Source organism: Henriciella sp., assembly GCF_049649345.1.
GTDB lineage: Bacteria > Pseudomonadota > Alphaproteobacteria > Caulobacterales > Hyphomonadaceae > Henriciella.
Genome location: NZ_JBARZC010000352.1, coordinates 1 through 17,447 on the forward strand (window position 1 = coordinate 1; position 17,447 = coordinate 17,447).

A 17,447-nucleotide genomic window follows, 5' to 3' on the forward strand; every position below is an offset into this window, starting at 1 on the left:
GCGCAGGCTTGAGCTGCGCGTTCGTGTCTTCGAAGAGCTGTCTGCGCCAGCGGCCCGTCAGGCGCATGGCAGGCTTTTCGAAGAAGCGGAACGTCAGCCAGGAGAGCAGAATGCTGAGGCTGATGCCGAATATATAGAAGAGGATATTGTCGATCCGGCCCGGCGCGCCGAGGAGGAACCAGTCTGCGTAGGCCGTGCCTTGCAGCTGTCCCGCGAGCAAGCCGAACAGGCGCCTGAGGCCGCTCAGGACAAAGGTGTGGCAGAGATAAAGCGAGAAGGACCAGTCCCCGAGCGAGACCAGCCAGCCGGGAATATGGATCTCCTCAGAGGCTTCCCACGCGGCGAACGCATAGACAATCAGGGCGCAGGGCAGGCCGAATGACAGCACGCGGCCCCATCCGAGCGTAAACGCCGTCGCATCGCCCTGTGCGGCGAGCGCCATGACACCCCAGACAATGCCGACGCTCAACATCAGCCAGGGCACAAACCGCCGCCCGCTACTGACAAGGAGAGCAGCGAGACAGCCTGCGATAAATTCCATCGACAGCGGGTGGAAGAAGAGCTCGATATAATTCGAGGGATAGACAGACGAGAGCCCCGCCAGCGAGCCTGCCGTCACCGCGCCGGCCCAGAGCGCAAGCAGCCAGGGCAGGAAGCGCCGGGGAAACAGGATCAGGACCGCGAAGACGACATAGAAGTGCATCTCGTGCACCAGCGTCCAGCCAAGCCCGAACACAGGCACGGCATGCTGCGGCATCAGCGCGTAGGAGTAGAGCAGGTGCAGCCATGGATGCTCGGCCATGAGCGCGCTGCCGCCAACGGTCCGCTCGACATCATAGGGCACGCCATAGGTGACGAAGAAATAGATCGTCATCAGCACGGCAAACAGCCACCAGAGCGGATAGATGCGCGCAGCTCTCGCAAACAGGAAGGCCAGCGACGTCATCGCGCGCGGCCTCACATAGCCCGTGACATAGACCATGATGAAGCCTGAAATAACGAAGAAAAGATCGACGCCGGCAAAGCCATTGCGAATGAGGGTCGAGACAAGCGGTGTGTCGCTGAGACCGGCCCGCATGAAAGCGTCCATCTCGATCGCGCGAACATGGTAGACCATGACCAGAAGCGCGGCGAGCGCCCGCAGGGACTGGATGGAATGAAGTTTCAAGAGTCCTGATCCCTGCCGCTGCGCCAAACCTGCACGGCTCACATATCCGTCAGTTCAGTATTATTTTAAGGCGGATGCGCTATATCCTGTTCAAGACAGATGTCTTGGCATGCGTCGCGGCATCTGAAAAGACTAAGAAACCTGCTGGGAGCGGCCTGAATTTCAGCACAATTGAAATCTCATCTAGGCACGCAATTCAAAATACCCATATTGCCCGGAATGCCGAACGCTGAGCCTGAACCCGACGAAGAAACGTCCGAAGAAGTGGAGACCCGGCGGGTGCCCTTGCAGACTGTAACAACCGGGTTCCGCACGCTTGTTCGCCAGTGCCTTGCGATACTCGGCCTGGTTCTGATCGTTGTCGCGGTTCCGATTGCCTTTGTCACACCCTTCCTGCCAATCGGCCTGCCGATAGCGATCATTGGTGTCGTGCTGCTAGGACGCAATGCGATCTGGGGGCGCCGCTGGATGGAAGGCGTTCTTGAGCGCAACCCGCGCGTCGAGCGCTTTGCACCGAACTGGCTGATGCGCGCTGTCTTCGGCCGGGAAAAGCGCCGCCGCTAGGCGAGGGAAGTTGAAGCCGGTAACGAAGAAGCCCCGCCAGAGAGCGGGGCTTTTCCTTTTTTGAATTCGAAAGAGCCAGTCTGGCCTAGTTCAGCGCCTTGTCGATCTCAACGAGCGCTTCATCGAACATCTCGCCGCGTTTCGATGAGCCGAAAATGATATCCTTGGCTGCCTGCGTCGCTGCATTGGCGGCGGCCCGGCGTACATCTTCAGCCGCCTCGGCCTCTGCGCGCGCGATGCGGGCCTCAGCCTGCGCTTCGCGGCGGGCGACCTTCTCAGCCAGATCCTTGCGGGCCTGTTCGATCATCAGCTTCGCATCGGTCTTGGCCTGCTTGAGCATCGCCTCGGCCGTCGCGTCGGCTTCCTGGCGCTTGCGCTCGGCGTCGGCCAGCATTGCTGCAGCTTCCTCGCGAAGCTCACGCGATTCGTCGAGCTGTTTCTGGATCTCGTCGGCGCGGTTATCGAGCGTTTTGCCGATGAATTTGAACGCGCCCATGAAGAAGGCGATCGCCAGGAAGACAAGCAGCGCCAGAGCCGCGACATGGGTCGTCTCGTCGGTGAACGGCTCGAGGATGTGGTGAAAGCCTGTCGCGCCTTCATGTCCGGCCGTATCGGCAGGGGAGTGATCGTCGGTGCCCTGTGCGAAGGCCATGGCCGGGATGAGGGCGGTTGCGGCGAACGCGGAAAGAGTGCGCATCATGTCAGGTCTCCTAGCGTTTCGCAGCGCGGGCGACGGCGGTCTGCGCCTCGCTCTCGCTGACGGCGACGCCAAACCGGCCGAGAATGGTCTGCGTTGCGCCTGTGGCAATCGATTCCACATTGGACAGCGCGTCGCTGCGGACTTTCTGAATGCGGGCTTCGGCCTCATTCAGGCGTTCTGCAAGTTCTGCATCGACTTTCTGGCTTTCAGCAGCGATTTCTGCGTCGACCTTGGAGCGGGCCTTGTCGGCGGTTTCGCGCGCCTTGGAACGGGCCTCGGCCAGATGTAGCTCCTGCTGCTTCTGAGCTTCCTTGGCCTGCTCGTCGAGACGGGCCGCTTCATCGAGGGCATCGGCAATCGTATCGCCGCGTTTCTCAATCACTCCGCCAAGCTTGGGCAGGATGACCCGCGACAGCACCACGTAGAGCAGACCGAAGAGAATGGTCAGCCAGAAGAGCTGCGAGGGAAAGTGCCACGGGTCGAAGGGCGGGAAAGCAGCGCTTCCAGCTTCTTGCGTGGCCGGTGCGGCAAGCGACAGGAACGTCATGGCGTGACCTTGAGGATACCGTTGCAGAGGAAAAACGGCTGGCCCAGCGCCTCATCTCGGGCGGGCCAGCCGGTCTTGTCAGTGTTCGTTAGACCACGAACAGGATCAGGATGGAGACCAGGAACGCCAGGATGCCGAGCGCTTCTGAAAGGGCCATACCGATGAAGAGGTTACCGGTCTGCTGCGGGGCAGCCGACGGGTTGCGCATCGCGGCGTCGAGGAACGAGCCGAAGATGTTGCCCACACCGATTGCGGCACCGATCATGCCGAGCGTTGCGAGGCCTGCGCCCACATATTTGAGGCCGAGGGTGATATCGCCTTCCATTTCAGATCTCCTTTGGAAAAGCCGTTGTTTATCTTTGGTGCCCGTGAAGCCTGTTCGTGCGGGCGCGTCAAGGGGTGTGGCGCGGCAGCGGTGCCGCACCTCGGGATTAGTGAACCGGGTGAAGGGCGTCGTTGAGATAGACGCAGGTGAGGATTGCAAACACATAGGCCTGCAGACCCGCGACCAGAAGTTCGAGCGCGTTGAGCGCGACACCCATGGTGAAAGCGAGAAGGCCGACAGCGCTAAGCGCAACAGCACCGGCAAATGCAGCGCCGAAGAGCTGCACCGCAAAGCCGGCAAACAGTTTCAGCATAATGTGACCGGCCAGCATGTTGGCAAACAGACGCAGCGCCAGCGTGACCGGGCGGGCAAAGAAGGAAATGATCTCGATCGGGACGAGCAGCAGGTAGATCGGCCATGGCGCGCCGGCTGGGGCAAACAGTTTGAGGAATTTCAGGCCGTTCTTGTAGAAGCCGTAGACGATCACAATGGAGATCACGAGCAGCGAGAGGGCGGCCGTCACGATGAGATGGCTCGTCGTCGTGAAGGCGTAAGGCACCATGCCGATCATGTTCGCGAAGAAGACGAAGAAGAACAGGGTGAACACGAAGGGGAAGAATTTCAGCCCCTCCTCACCGGCTGCGCCGCGTACCATATCTGCGACAAAGCCATAGCCGATCTCTGCGACCGACTGGCTGCGCGAGGGCACGAGCTTGCCGCGGCTGGCGGCCAGGCCGAAGAAAATGATGATCAGCGCAACGCCAAGCAGCATGTAGAAAGAGGCATTGGTGAAAGAGAGATCCAGCCCGGCAATGTTCAGGTCAAAGAGTTTCTTGACCTCGAACTGGTGCATCGGGTCTGCCATCTGGTGGAAGGAGAGGTTCATCAGCCCTGTTTCCCGTTTTCCGGACCGTCTGTCTGGTCCGTTCCCTGTAATTGCGCGTCCGCCGTCAACTGGCGATAGGCGCGTATAACATTGAGGATGCCGGCTGCAAGGCCGAATCCCAGCATGACAAGCAGTCCCCAAGGCTTGGTGCCGAAAAAGTAGTCGATCATCAGACCGAACAAGATCCCGACGGCAACCGATGCTCCGAATTCCGCCCCGTACCGAAGGGCAAGCCCCCCGGCCGATACAGACCCGCTCATCTCTGCCTCACGGTGGGCCTGTTTCGCCTCTTTCGCGGCGCGGTCGGCTTGTGCCTTGGCAATCCGGTCGCTGAGATCATTGCGGTTGTCGCCGGTCATGATTTCAGGCCTCTGCACTGGCTGAGACAGACATGGGAACAGCCCCTGTCATTTGCGCCGGAAGCTATTTGAGGGGCGTGTGCAAGTCAACCCGAAGGTGCGGCTCGCAAATGGTTGAATTATAAAGAGAAAACGACGATTGCGCTTTTGACGCAGGGCTTTATTCGGCAGCGACAAGCTCTTCGGCAGCATCAAGGTCCACCGAGACCAGTTTGGAGACGCCTTTTTCGCGCATGGTGACGCCGAATAGGCGGTCCATCCGGCTCATCGTCACCGGATTATGCGTGATCACAATGAACCGTGTATTCGTACGCCGGCGCATCTCGTCGAGCAGGCGGCAATAGCGGTCGACGTTCGCGTCATCGAGCGGGGCGTCGACCTCATCGAGCACACAGATCGGCGAAGGACGTGAGAGAAACACCGCGAAGATCAGTGCGGTCGCCGTGAGCGCCTGTTCACCGCCAGACATCAGCGAAAGCGTCCCAAGACGTTTGCCAGGGGGCTGCGCCATGATTTCGAGGCCGGCATTGAGCGGGTCTTCATCATCGACCAGGCGTAGCTCTGCCTCGCCGCCGCGGAACAGCGTCGTGAACAGCGCCTTGAAATGCTCATTGACGCGGTCGAAGGCCTCGAGCAGGCGCGCGCGGCCTTCATCATTGAGCGCCGTAACGCCTTCGCGAAGCCGGGCGATCGCTGCGATGAGGTCATTCTTTTCGGTCGCTTGGGTGCCGAGGCGCTCGGCCAGTTCTTCGGCTTCGGCTTCGGCTTCCATATTGACGCCGCCGAGCTGGTCGCGGTCACGGCGAAGGAAGTCGAGCTGGCGGTCGGCCTCGGAGGGTTCGAGCACTTCAAGCTCTTCCTCGTCCAGGCCCGCTTTGGCGAGCATCATCAGGCCTTCCGGCAGACGCTGGAACTGGGCCCGGGCTGATTCGACAGTCTCGGTCAGGCGCGACTCAGCGTTCTCGATGCGAACCTTGGCACCGGCCAGCGATTCGCGCGCTTCCATCGCAGCGTTCGCGGTCTCACGGGCTTTCTGTTCGGTCTCACGTACAGCTGTTTCGCGCTCAGCCAACTGGTCGGCAACGCGCTGGCGTTCGGCTTCGAGCGTAGCGACGCGGTCTGCCAGCGCGTCGATCTGGCCCTGCATTTCTTCGGGCTTGGTGCGCGCGCCCTCGGCTTCACGGGCCGCTTCGCTGCGCCGTTTGAGGAGGCCTTCAAGCCGGTTCTCACTGTTGGCGAGACGGGTCGTCCAGCGCTCGACATCCTTCTGGAAGCCTTCGCGCCGCGCAATTGCCTGTTCGCGGTTGCGGGTGATGTCTGTGAGCCGGCCCCGGCATTCGGTTTCGTGCTCGCGCGCTTTGGTCAGCGCTTCGCGGGCGCCCGCAGCAATCGTTTCCAACCGCTCGACCTCGCTCTCGTCGCCGCCGATCGAGACCAGGGACAGGGCTTCTTCCACGCCGCGCAAATCCGACTCGACGCGGGCGAGCGCTTCGCTGGCTGATTCGCGTTTTACGTCTGCCCGTTCGAAGGCCTGTTTTGCTTCAGCTGTTGCGGCGCGCGCGCGGTTGAGTTCCGCCGCCTTGGGCGAGACCTGCCGGCGGGCGTCTTTGAGGTCATCTTCAGCATTGATGCGCTCGGCTCGGGCAGAGGACAGTCTTGCCGCAGCCGCAGAGAGCGCCTCGCGGGCTGGGCCGGTCTCGCTCTGCGCCGCCTCGAGACGTGCCTGCTGGGCAAGCCGTTCTGCGGCCGAGACCGGTGCCTCGGGCGTCCGGGTAAACCCGTCCCAGCGCCAGAGATGGCCGTCGATCGAGACAAGCCGCTGGCCAGGTTTCAGGTCTGCCGCAAGGCGTTCGCCATCGGCCTGGCTGACGACACCGCATTGGGAGAGCCGCGCGGCAAGTTCGCCGGGCGCTTCAACAAAGTTCGAGAGGGGCTCTGCGCCGGAGGGCAGGGCATCTGTCTTGATGTCGCGTCCGCCCCAATAGAGAGACGAGGACTTTTCGGTCGAAGCTTGCAGATCGTCGCCAAGCGCGGCGGCGACGGCTTTTTCATAGCCGTCTGTCGTGCGCACCCGGTCGATCACAGGCGGGGCTTTCGGCCCGCTTGCCTGTTTCAGAAGGCGATGGAGACCGGCGATTTCCGATTCGAGCGTGCGGACGGTCTGATCGGCTTCATCCTTTGGGGCCTGCGCGGAGGTTTCGGCTTCGCGGACATCGTTCAGCGCCTGTTCGGCGGCATCGACTGCGCGCTCGGCATCATGCACCGCGATCTCTGCGGCCTCTTCGGCTTGCTGAGCCTCTGTCAGGCGGGCTTGGAGGGCGGCCGTGTCCGGCATGTCAGCCAGCTGCGCCCTGAGACGGGCGGCATCGGCATCGAGGCTCGCCTTGCGGCGGCGCTGGGCTTCGGCGCTGGCTTCGGCGGCCTGACGTTCAGCGCGCATGGAGGCGAGTTTCGCCGCCACATCGTCTGCTGCCGCCTGGGCGTCGTTCAGCGCCGTGCGCGCAGCCTCGAGATCCGCCTTCGCCTTGGTTTCAAGCTCGGCATTGGCTTGCGGATCGTCTGTCGGTAGCGCCGCGAGATTGTCTTTCGCTTCGTCCAGCGCCTGCTCGGCCTCTTCCTTCTGGTGCTGCTCGCGCTCGATGTCATCCATCAGGCGGCGCGCTTCGCTTTCATGGCGCGCCAGCAGGTCGGCGGCGTTCTTGCGCTCGGTCTCAAGCCGGGCAAGGTCGATCCGCGCCTGTCCGAGCTTTCCGGACGCAATCGCTTCTGCTTCGCGCAGCGGTTGCAGGCCTTCGCCGGCTTCGATCCGTTTCGTCTCGGACACGGCCGCGTCGCGCGAATGCTGTTCGACAGCCCCGCGGCAACGCCCAAGTTCGGCTTCGGCGTCGGCTTTGGCCTGTTTGGCCGCTTCCCATTTGAGGTGCGCGAGGAAGGCTTCGAGCGCAGAGATTTTCTCCGACAGCTCTTTGTATTTGCGTGCCTTGCGGGCCTGGCGCTTGAGGCTTTCAAGCTGGCGTTCCACCTCGGCGGAAACTTCCGACAGGCGTTCGAGATTGGTTTCGGCGCCGCGCAGCTTCAGCTCGGCTTCATGGCGTCGGGTGTTAAGTCCGGAAATACCGGCGGCTTCTTCAAGAATGCGGCGCCGGTTCTGCGGCTTGGAGCCAATCAGCTCTGAAATCTGCCCCTGACGGACCAGCGATGGCGAGTTCGCACCGGTCGAGGCGTCAGCGAAGATAAGCTGGATATCCTTGCCGCGGACAGTCCGGCCATTCAGCTTGTAGGTCGAGCCCGCGCCCCGTTTGAGACGGCGCATGATCTCCAGCGTATCGGACGCGTTGAATTCCGGCGGTGCGGTGCGGGCCGAATTGTCGAGCACCAGCGTGACTTCAGCCAGTTCGCGGGCCGGGCGCTGCTGTGAGCCGGAGAAGATGAGATCGTCCATCTCCCCGCCGCGCATCGCCTTGGCAGAGCTTGCGCCCATCGCCCAGCGGAGTGCTTCTAGCAGGTTGGATTTTCCGCAGCCATTCGGCCCGACAATGCCTGTCAGGCCGGGCAGGACAGGGATGTCCTGAGGATCTACAAAGGATTTGAAGCCTGCAATGCGCAGTTCTGTGATGTGCAAAGCAGGCTCCCTTATCTGGTGTGGCTATTCCGGAGCACCGGAATCGGTGGCTGGTTCAAGCTCTGGAGCATCGCCGGATTCGGACTCCATGTCCTCGGCAGACGCAGCTTCCGGTTCAGCGGGGGCAGGCGCATCCTCGCCGAGCGCTTCATCAAGGACGGCCCGCATGCCTTCGAGGCGCCGCCACTCATAGCCCGGCAGGACCTGACCATTGACGAGAACTGTCGGCGTGCCCTGGACCCCATCGGCATCGCCAGCTGCCACAGCTCCGGCGATCGCCTTGCGGATGTCGCGGTTCTGCAGGCAGGCGTCGAATTCAGCTTCATCGGTAATGCCGTGATTGGCCGCGACCTGCTGAAGCGCTGCTTTCACCTGGCCGCCTTCGCGTGCCACCGCAAGGATGGCGGTCTGGCGCGAGAACAGCTCGTCGAGAACGTCAAAATACTTGTCCTCGCCGGCGCAGCGGGCAATCGCAAAGCCCGCGACAGTGATATTCACTGGCGCGGTCGGATATTCGCGGAAGATGAACTTCACCTTGCCGGTCTCGACATATTCTTCCTTCATCTGGCCGACGACGTCATTCTCGTACTGAAGACAGGCCGGGCAGGTCCAGGACGCGTATTCGATCACGGTTACCGGGGCATCATCTGCACCCATGGACATTTCCGTAACAGCGGCAGCATCAGGCGAACCGGCCGTCTGGCTGGCGCTATCGACCTCTGCATTGCCGCAGGCGGCAAGTGCGAGCATGGATACAGCGACCGTGGCTGCGTGGCGAGAAAGGGGTTTCATGAACATAACCTTCGCTTAAGAAATGAGTCGGAGTGGTTGCCAATAGGTTAACGGCAAGCGCGTTTCTGTTTACTTATTCCGTCGTTATCACAGCTTCGCCGAGGGCCAGAACAGCCTTTCGCAGGTCTGCATCCTCGATTTTCTGGACAGAATTGTGCAGCGCCTCGCGCTCGTCAGCGGTCAGCGGCCTGGTTTTCTTCGGCAGGGTCGGGGGCGGCGATTGTTTCAGCGGGCCCTGCACAATGCGGATCTCGCGGACATCGCCGCCAAGCGTCACGGAGACACGTTGCCGGATCAATTCTGACTGGTGCTGCACCATGGTCGAGGCGGCCGGGATAGAGCGTACCGTGAGCACGCGGCCCTTGCCCTTATTGCTCGCGCCGATCTTGTCGGGCTCGCACACTTTGGCGAGCGAGGGGCCGACAATCTCGGCCCATTGCAGCTTCAGCCGGCCGATCGCCGGACCCTTTTCGGGCAGCTTGGCGCGGGCAACCTTCATGATCGCCTGGCCGACAGACTTCGCTGGCGGGGCAACCGGGCGTGCGCGCTGGTAGCGCAGCCGGATCCGGGCGCGTGCTTCTTCGATGGGATCGAGGCTTGACCTGTTGACCATGGCCGCGATTGTGCACGCCATGCGCCCAAGTGAAAAGACCGCCAGTGCTGAATCGCAAAGATTTGATGGGCTGAGCGCGGCCCTGCTCGACTGGTATTCAGGCCATGCCCGCGAGCTTCCCTGGCGGATCGGACCGGGCGAGCGGGCCCGCGGCGCCGCGCCTGACCCGTACCGTGTCTGGCTCGCCGAGATCATGCTGCAGCAGACCACCGTGCCACATGCGACGCGCTATTATCTCGATTTTACCGCCCGCTGGCCGACAATAGACGCGCTCGCCGCGGCCGAGGACGAAACGGTCATGGCCGCCTGGGCAGGGCTTGGCTATTACGCGCGCGCCCGAAACCTGTTGAAGTGTGCGCGTGCTGTCTCAGAGCTTGGCGAATGGCCGAGCACTGAAGAGGGCTTGCGTGACCTTCCCGGCATTGGCGCCTACACGGCGGGCGCTGTGGCGGCGCTGGCCTTCGGCAGGCGCGCGGCTGCCATCGACGGCAATGTCGACCGCGTCTTTGCGCGCCTTATGGCGGCCAAGGGCGACTGGAAGAGCGAGAAGATCGAGATTGCAAAACAGGTTCGCGTGCTTGTGCCTGAGGACCGGCCGGCCGAATTTGCCGAAGCCCTGATGGATCTCGGCGCGACGATCTGTACGCCGAAATCACCCAACTGCCTGCTCTGCCCCGTGAGGGGCTGGTGCACGGCGCAGGCCGAAGGCAATCCGCAGCGCTATCCGATCAAGCCTGTAAGGAAGGCAAAGCCTGTCCGCTACGGTGAAGTTTATATCGTCTCGCGCGGCGGCGAGGTGTTGACGGAGCGCCGCCCGGACAGGGGCCTGCTCGGCGGAATGAGAGGCTTGCCGACAAGCGAGTGGACCGAGACCGGGCCGGCAGATCGCCTGCAATGGGTTCCCGTCGCTGCTGAAACGCTCGGGCAGGTGAGGCATGTCTTCACGCATTTCGAGCTGCGCCTCGATGTGGTCTGCGGAGACGTGGTCTCGCCGCCACCAGGCTATGACTGGACGGCGCGGTCAGATGCGGCAGACGCGCTTCCAAGCGTATTCAAAAAGGCACTGAAACTGGCACGCTGAGTTTCAGCTCTCTGAGGCCTTCCGGTAGGCTTCATCGCGCTCGGCGCCGAGTTTGTCGCGGACAGTTTCGACAGGATAGCCAAACTCCTCCAGCGCCCGCCCGGCAAGCTGCAGGCCCGCCTCGATTGCATCGGGAATGACGAAACTCGCGCCGGCCTGGCGCAGGGTCTTGCCGTGCTCTGCGTCTCTGGCGCGGGCGAAAATCGGCACATTCGGGCGGATCGAACGGATCGCGCGCACCATACGCTCGGCGCTGACCGGGTCATCGACGGTCACGACAAAAAGAGACGCGCCCGCGGCCCCGGAGACTTCCAGCATCTCCTTGCGCGCTGCATCGCCGAGCGAAATCTGCCAGCCCTCGGCGCGGCCCTGCTGCACGGACTGAAAGTTCCGGTCGAGGATGACGATATTGGCGTGTTCCTCATCAAGGATGCGGGCAATCGCGCGCCCAACGCGGCCGAAGCCGGCGATAACCACATGGCCTTCCTGCTCGGCAAAGCTCTGCGCGGGCATCTTGTCGCTCGCCGGCGTCTTCATCCGTTTGGCGATTTGCACGCCGATCCGGGAGGTCAGCGGAATGAGGAACATGGAGAGACCCGCAATCGCCGTGACAGGGGTCGCCACGCCCGTACCCACAACGCCGGCAGCGGTAGCGGCCGCCATCACGACAAAGGCGAATTCGCCGGCAGGCGCGAGAAGGAGGGACGCTTCGGTTGCCAGTGGGGCAGGCCCGGCAAAGATGCGGCAGGCAACCCATGAGACCACCATCTTGAGGATCATCAGGCCGGCCAGCCCGCCCAGTACGACAGGTGCGAGATCAACCACCGTGGCGAGATCAATGCTCATGCCAACTGTCATGAAGAAGATGCCGAGCAGAAGTCCTTTGAACGGGTCGAGGTCCACCTCGGTCTGGTGGCGGAACTCGGTCTCCCCCAGAACCAGTCCGGCAAGGAAGGCGCCAAGCGCCACTGAAAGCCCTGCAGAGGCGGTAATGACGGCTGCCCCGATGACGACGAAAAGCGTCAACGCCATCAGGAAATCGCGCCCGCCTGTGCGCGCGGCAAGCCGGAAGACATATTGCAGGACGAACCGGCCGACCCCGACAATCAGCACGACCGCGATAAGGCCTTCGACCAGCGCGCGCACGATGCTGGACGCGATGTCTGCGTCGTTCGCCGGCGCCAGAAAGCTGACAAAGATCAGGATTGGCGCGACGAGAATGTCCTGGAACAGGAGGACGCCCAGCGCTGTCCGCCCGGCAGGCCCTGCGGCCCTGTGCTCGCTGGTCAGGACCTGCATGACGATCGCAGTTGATGAGAGTGCCAGCGCAAGCCCGACCACAGCCGCCGCAGTCGCGGGCACGCCAAAGCTCCAGAGCAGCAGCCCGATCAGCACGGCGCTGAGGATCGCCTGCATCCCACCTGCGCCAAACACGATCCGTTTCATCTGCCAGAGATTGCGGAAGGACAGCTCAAGCCCGAGCAGGAACAAAAGGAAGAGGATGCCAAGTTCGGCGAAAGGCGCTGCGGCCTCAGGCTCGGACACGGTGATGAACTGCAGCGGACCCCAGAGATGCTCGAACGTGCCGAGCCCGTGCGGGCCAAGCAGGATGCCGGCAATCAGGAAGCCGGCGACGGCAGGGAGTTTGAGGGCCCGGAAGGCTGGAACGATGACGCCTGCGGCGAACAGGAAGACGAGCACATCCTTGAGAAAGATCGCCTGTTCGCCTGTCGACTCATGTCCCATGAAATCTCGCCCCTTCTTAGAGGGCAGGATAAGCAGGCGAGGCGCGAGCGCCTAGTTTCTCAGCAAGAAAAAGCTGCGTTGTGGTGTCGCTGCATTGGGAGCGAACCCCCTTGCATCGGCTTCGATCAGTTGAGGCCCATTTCCTGGCGGTAGCGGCGGCGCAGAAGATCGATCGGGGCAAGGTCGCCCTTTGGCGATTCGTAATGCCAGAACGTCCAGCCATTACAGGCCGGCGCCTGCATGACATGTGCGCCGAGGCGGTGGATCGAGCCTGAGGCATCGCCGGAAGCGAGGCTGCCATCGACGCGGATACGGGCATGGTGGCGTTTCTTCGGCGACCAGAGCCGGTCGCCGGGTTTGAGCCAGCCATTCTCAACCAGCGCGCCAAATGGCACGCGGGGCAGGGCGCGGGCGCTCTTCTGGGTCTCAAGCGCTTCGCCATTCAGCGGCGTGATCGCTTTAAGACGGGCGCGCGACAGGCGGACATAAGCCGGGTACTGCTCAATGCCGACAAAGTCGCGGCCGAGCATCTTGGCTGCTGCGGCCGTCGTGCCGGTGCCGGAGAAGGGGTCGAGCACGACATCGCCAGGATTGGTCGTCGCGAGAAGCACGCGTTTGAGGAGTGATTCGGGCTTCTGCGTCGGGTGGGCCTTCTTGCCGGTGACCGTGTCCTTCAGGCGTTCAGAGCCGGTGCAGAGCGGGATCGTCCAGTCGGAGCGCATCTGCTTGTCTTCATTGAAGGCTTTCAGCGCATCGTAATTGAAGGTGACGCGGGACTTCTCGGTCTTGCCGGCCCAGATCAGCGTCTCGTGTGCGTTCTGGAAGCGGGTGCCCTTGAAGTTCGGCATTGGATTGGATTTCAGCCAGATCACATCATTCTGAATCCAGAAGCCGGAATCCTGAAGGATCGCGCCGACGCGGAAAATGTTGTGATACGAGCCGATCACCCAGATCGCGCCGTCATCCTTGAGGACACGGCGGCACTCGGTCAGCCACTGATGGGTGAACAGGTCATAGGCGTCGAAGCTGTCAAACTGGTCCCAGGCATCATCAACGCCATCGACATGCGACTGGTCCGGCCGGGTGAGGCCACCGCCAAGCTGCAAATTGTATGGTGGATCGGCGAAAACCAGATCGACGGATTTGTCCGGCAGGCGCGACAGTACATCAATGCATTCGCCTTCAATGATCGTATTGCGGATCAGATCCATGGTCCTACAGCCCCTCAACTCAAATCAACTGAACGCCCACTCCGCCGCGATTTGGTTTCCGCTTCGTTACGCAAAACCCATTGCACGGCAGATCAGCTGACAAATGTCATTTCGCTATCGTAACAATACTTTTTGGCGCTTGTGGATAGGTCTGTGGAAATAAACTGCACTCGCTGTGCTATTGCTGTGCAGACACGCTAGATATCGAGCCGCATCTGGCCGTTCGGCGCTTCGGGCGGGCAGAACAGATCGGTGCGCAGGCGCGGGCGCGCCGTGTCGAGTTTCAGCCTGCGGGCCGCTTTCTGAAAGCGCTGTGAAATCAGGCGGGCCTGCGTGCCGCGGCCTCTGCCGCGTTCAAACCAGTTCGAATCATAATCCTGTCCGCCTCTCATATCGCGCAGAAGATTGATCACCTTTGCGGCGCGGTCCGGATAGTGTTCGGCGAGCCATTCATGGAAGATGTCCTTCAGCTCGAAGGGCAGGCGCAGCAGCACATAGCCGGCACTCGCCGCGCCATTCTCCGCCGCCGCTTCGAGCACCGTTTCCATCTCGCTCTCATTCAGCGCCGGAATGATCGGCGCATTCATGACGATGACGGAAATGCCGGCATCGGCCAGCGCGCGCACTGTCTGCAACCGCCGATAGGGCGCAGCCGCCCGCGGCTCCAACCGCCGCGACAGCTTTGGATTAAGCGTCGTGATCGATACGCCGACGCGGGCGAGCCCTTTTTCCGCCATGGGCGCGATCAGATCGATATCGCGCTGAATAAGCGCCGATTTTGTAAGAAGGGTCACCGGATGGTTGTGCGCCGCGAGGATTTCCAGGAAGCGGCGCGTCAGCTTCAGCTTGCGCTCGACCGGCTGATACGCGTCCGTGTTCATGCCGATCGCGATTGGGCGGGGCACATAGGAGGGCCGTGACAATTCCCGGATCAGCAACTTCGGCCCTTCGGGCTTGAAGAACAGCTTGCTCTCGAAATCGAGGCCGGCGGACAGACCGTGAAAAGAATGGGTCGGGCGCGCAAAACAGTAGACGCAGCCATGTTCGCAGCCGCGATACGGGTTGATCGTACGATCAAAGGAAATGTCGGGCGAGCGATTATAGGTGATGATCGTCTTGGCAAGTTCGCGCGTGAGTGTCGTTTCAAGCTTTCCCGCCGGATCTTCCATCGTGCCCCAGCCATCATCGAAGGCATCACGGGTTTCTTTCTCGAACCGGCCGGTCTGGTTGGAGATTGCGCCGCGGCCTCTATGCTCGAACCGTTCGCCAACAGCTTCGACATCAGCCTGGCTGACCCGGCCCTTCGGTTTCATCTTCTGCGAGGTTCTCATCATGGGTGGGTTGAACCACACAGAGAAGAACAAAACAAGAACAGACGGGGCAATCTTCTGTGGAATGCGCGGCGCTATTGCCTCGCTAGCGCGTCAGCCCTTGCAGGTATTAAATGATTTCAGGATCTGGCGCAGATAGCCCGGCAGAGCGCTTGGCAGGTATAGGTCGATATTATCGGCCCGGGTGACTCCCTTGGGCAGCTTGCCGACATCGGAGGGGACGGCCTGCAGCGACATGGGGGCATCTTCGAACAGCCGGCGCGAGGAGCTTTCCTTGAGGATTGTCACGATATGGCTGTGGCGCTCATCGGCGCAGATGCGGGCATATATCTCGCTGACAGATTTTTCCGGCCCTTCGAGAACCTGAAGAAAACTTGCCCCGTTATAGAGCAGGATACCCGTCACATTGGCGGCCGTATTATTCCGGATGGCAGCCTCAAGGATATACTGCAGTTCTGAAGACGACACTTGTTTGTGCGCCGTGCTGACATAGGCGAGTCGATACATGCAGGGGCCCCGAGCGTTGCGCAAGCCAGGGGGGGCGAGCGGTCAACAGCCGTCGATAACTTAAATTAATCGAACTGCTTAAAGACGATATTGGCTACTGTTTTTTATAGGTTTTCCAGTCTTCCGCCACGTCGATGTCTGTCAGTTGAGCCAGCAAAGTCACGCGCGAATCGGCAGGCAGGTCAGACCAGACGTCTTCCATGGCGTGCGGCGTCGACCATCTGACCTCATCGAATATGTCCGGCCGCCTCAGCTGCTGGCTCAGCCCGAAAAGCCAGAACCCGCCATCATTGGCCGGGCCGAACACAGCCCCCTTATGCCTGAGCGCAAGCCCTGCCTGGCGCAAATGGCGGCTGCGAATGCCCGGTGCATCGGCGCCGATAAAGATGACCGGACCATGCGGCGCTTCGATCATGGCCTGTTTCAGCCGATCCCCGAGGTCGCCGGGCGCCTGGGCAAATCGTGGAATACTCGCTGGCCAAAGACCGCCAAGCGTATCGGCGGTGGCGATGGCTGGCTCAACATAGAGGCGCGTCTTCAGACCAGAACTTCTGGCCGCCTGCATGGCTCTTGCCAAAGTAAACCGCGCAATCCTGCGGGCCTCGCTGCGGCCCAGACCTTTCGCCAGACGCGTCTTTGCAAGTCCCATCCTTGGCGGTTTGGCGAAGATGATCAAAGTCGGACTGGCCATGATTGTGCCACCTGATGGGTTACTGGTATGAAAGATCAACGGATGAGGGTGGAGATTGATCATGAAACATGTTTGGCAAGCTGCGGTTTTCGCAGGCGCTCTGATGACGCTCAGTGGCTGCTTCATGTCGACCACGGCGCTGATCGCGCCTGGCGCGGCAGTGCTGCCCGTCGATGGCGATATGGTGGCCTGTCTCCAACAGGATGATCCATGTATTCCGCTCGAGCGCGCAGGCGACGGCTATTTCGCCGAATCGCCCGGCGAGTTTGAAGAGGGCGTCACCCTCCGGTTCGCTCCGCTCGCACAGGCAGGCGGCAAGCAGATTTTCATTGCTGAAGCCGAACTCGAGGCCGATGAGGGGCCAGCCTTCGCCTATGGCCTTGCACGCCGCCTCGCCGAGCCGGACGCCCGCGGCGCGACGCTGCAGGTTGCGCCGCTCGACTGCGAAGATGCCGATGACGCGCTGATCGATCAGTTCAGGTCCGAAGGCGGCGAGGTGGAAGATGGCAAGCTGTTGGCTTGCATGCCGGTTTCACTCGAACAGTTGAGCGTGCTCATTCTGGCCGTTCATGGCGCCGATATCGAAAGCGATGCGTGGTGGGCTGAGCGCGGGGAAGAGTTCTAGCGGTATTTTTTCGCCAGCTTTTCCGGGCTGGCGCCGAACAGGTAGCGCGAGATGAGCCAGGCATTCTGCCAGCTGCGCTTGCGCCAGCCATTGCGCTCATATTTTGCCGCAGACGTGCGCGCTTCGGCAGACAGCATGACCAGTTTGTCCTTGCCGATCGTCTGGACGAGGCGGACATCCTCCATCAGCGGAAGGTCTTCATAGCCGCCGATTTCGTCATAGTGCTTTCGCGAAATCAGAAGGCCCTGGTCGCCATAAGGCAGCCCCATCCATTTCGCTCGCCGGTTGGCGCGTGCTGCGACATGTTTTGCCTGAGGATGATCGGAGCGAAACGCCAGCGTGAAGACCGCCGCCTTTTCCGCGTTCTTCTGCATATGCGCGGCCACGCGCTCGGCCCAGTCTCTAGACAGCGCCGTATCGGCATGCAGGAAAAGCAGCCAGTCCCCCCGCGCCGCCTCTGCGCCTGCGATCAGCTGTTTGCCACGGCCAGGCTCGCCCTCAATGAAATTGGCGCCGGACGCTTCGGCAATCTGCTCTGTCGCATCGCCCGACCCGCCATCGCTTATGATGACTTCGCGGATCAGCCCGCCCTCTAGACCTGGCATCAGGCTGTCGAGGCAGAGCGGCAGGTCTAAGGCGGCATCAAGCGTCGGGATGATGATCGAGAGCGGGGCTGGCA

Annotated in this window: 18 protein-coding genes; 3 read left to right on the forward strand and 15 right to left on the reverse strand. The window is 61.8% G+C overall.

The features are described from left to right. Positions 1–1,168 (reverse strand): acyltransferase family protein (locus WA989_RS09605; protein ID WP_424340280.1); only part of this gene is annotated, 1,168 nt, incomplete at its 3' end. A 285-nt stretch (positions 1,169–1,453) separates the two neighbouring features. Between WA989_RS09605 and WA989_RS09610 the strand changes: the two genes are divergently transcribed. Beyond that, positions 1,454–1,732 (forward strand): hypothetical protein, encoded by a 279-nt coding sequence (locus WA989_RS09610; protein ID WP_424340281.1) that lies wholly within the window; start codon positions 1,454–1,456, stop codon positions 1,730–1,732. An 85-nt stretch (positions 1,733–1,817) separates the two neighbouring features. Here the strand turns inward: WA989_RS09610 and WA989_RS09615 are convergent, their stop codons facing one another. The 8 genes from WA989_RS09615 to WA989_RS09650 form a co-directional block, all read right to left on the reverse strand. After that, on the reverse strand, positions 1,818–2,432 hold the full coding sequence (locus WA989_RS09615; RefSeq protein ID WP_424340282.1) for a F0F1 ATP synthase subunit B: 615 nt from the start codon (positions 2,430–2,432) through the stop codon (positions 1,818–1,820). A 10-nt stretch (positions 2,433–2,442) separates the two neighbouring features. Beyond that, positions 2,443–2,979, reverse strand: coding sequence for a hypothetical protein (locus WA989_RS09620; protein ID WP_424340283.1), 537 nt, complete (start codon positions 2,977–2,979; stop codon positions 2,443–2,445). A gap of 88 nt (positions 2,980–3,067) precedes the next feature. Beyond that, positions 3,068–3,304: a F0F1 ATP synthase subunit C gene (locus WA989_RS09625; RefSeq protein ID WP_084417925.1), complete on the reverse strand. Its 237-nt coding sequence runs from the start codon at positions 3,302–3,304 to the stop codon at positions 3,068–3,070. Between the two features lie 106 nt (positions 3,305–3,410). After that, positions 3,411–4,190: a F0F1 ATP synthase subunit A gene (locus WA989_RS09630; protein WP_424340284.1), complete on the reverse strand. Its 780-nt coding sequence runs from the start codon at positions 4,188–4,190 to the stop codon at positions 3,411–3,413. Further along, complete coding sequence (locus tag WA989_RS09635) at positions 4,190–4,549, reverse strand: AtpZ/AtpI family protein (RefSeq protein ID WP_424340285.1); 360 nt, start codon at positions 4,547–4,549, stop codon at positions 4,190–4,192. Before WA989_RS09635 ends, WA989_RS09630 begins: the two co-directional genes overlap by 1 nt. A 160-nt stretch (positions 4,550–4,709) precedes the next feature. Next, positions 4,710–8,171: a chromosome segregation protein SMC gene (smc, locus tag WA989_RS09640; protein WP_424340286.1), complete on the reverse strand. Its 3,462-nt coding sequence runs from the start codon at positions 8,169–8,171 to the stop codon at positions 4,710–4,712. A gap of 24 nt (positions 8,172–8,195) precedes the next feature. Next, complete coding sequence (locus tag WA989_RS09645) at positions 8,196–8,963, reverse strand: thioredoxin domain-containing protein (protein ID WP_424340287.1); 768 nt, start codon at positions 8,961–8,963, stop codon at positions 8,196–8,198. 73 nt (positions 8,964–9,036) lie between these two features. Beyond that, complete coding sequence (locus tag WA989_RS09650) at positions 9,037–9,576, reverse strand: DUF721 domain-containing protein (RefSeq protein WP_424340288.1); 540 nt, start codon at positions 9,574–9,576, stop codon at positions 9,037–9,039. On the opposite strand from WA989_RS09650, the gene WA989_RS09655 reads away from it, so the two are divergent. Next, positions 9,575–10,657, forward strand: coding sequence for an A/G-specific adenine glycosylase (locus WA989_RS09655; protein ID WP_424340289.1), 1,083 nt, complete (start codon positions 9,575–9,577; stop codon positions 10,655–10,657). The genes WA989_RS09650 and WA989_RS09655 overlap by 2 nt on opposite strands. A 3-nt stretch (positions 10,658–10,660) precedes the next feature. On the opposite strand, the gene WA989_RS09660 is transcribed toward WA989_RS09655, so the two are convergent. From WA989_RS09660 to WA989_RS09680, 5 genes are all read right to left on the reverse strand, one after another. Continuing rightward, a complete protein-coding gene (locus tag WA989_RS09660) occupies positions 10,661–12,403 on the reverse strand; it encodes a cation:proton antiporter (protein ID WP_424340290.1) in 1,743 nt (580 codons plus the stop codon). A 125-nt stretch (positions 12,404–12,528) separates the two neighbouring features. Next, entirely contained in the window at positions 12,529–13,614 is a 1,086-nt protein-coding gene (locus WA989_RS09665; protein ID WP_424340291.1) for a site-specific DNA-methyltransferase, read from the reverse strand. A 197-nt stretch (positions 13,615–13,811) separates the two neighbouring features. Then, positions 13,812–14,927, reverse strand: coding sequence for a PA0069 family radical SAM protein (locus WA989_RS09670; protein WP_424340292.1), 1,116 nt, complete (start codon positions 14,925–14,927; stop codon positions 13,812–13,814). Positions 14,928–15,038: 111 nt separating this feature from the next. After that, positions 15,039–15,452: a BLUF domain-containing protein gene (locus WA989_RS09675; protein ID WP_424340293.1), complete on the reverse strand. Its 414-nt coding sequence runs from the start codon at positions 15,450–15,452 to the stop codon at positions 15,039–15,041. A 94-nt stretch (positions 15,453–15,546) separates the two neighbouring features. Continuing rightward, positions 15,547–16,143 (reverse strand): TIGR04282 family arsenosugar biosynthesis glycosyltransferase, encoded by a 597-nt coding sequence (locus tag WA989_RS09680; RefSeq protein WP_424340294.1) that lies wholly within the window; start codon positions 16,141–16,143, stop codon positions 15,547–15,549. Positions 16,144–16,204: 61 nt separating this feature from the next. Here WA989_RS09680 and WA989_RS09685 point away from each other — a divergent pair, with 61 nt between their 5' ends. Further along, positions 16,205–16,768: a hypothetical protein gene (locus WA989_RS09685; RefSeq protein ID WP_424340295.1), complete on the forward strand. Its 564-nt coding sequence runs from the start codon at positions 16,205–16,207 to the stop codon at positions 16,766–16,768. Here WA989_RS09685 and WA989_RS09690 read toward each other — a convergent pair. Continuing rightward, positions 16,765–17,447 (reverse strand): TIGR04283 family arsenosugar biosynthesis glycosyltransferase (locus WA989_RS09690; RefSeq protein WP_424340296.1); only part of this gene is annotated, 683 nt, incomplete at its 5' end. The genes WA989_RS09685 and WA989_RS09690 overlap by 4 nt on opposite strands.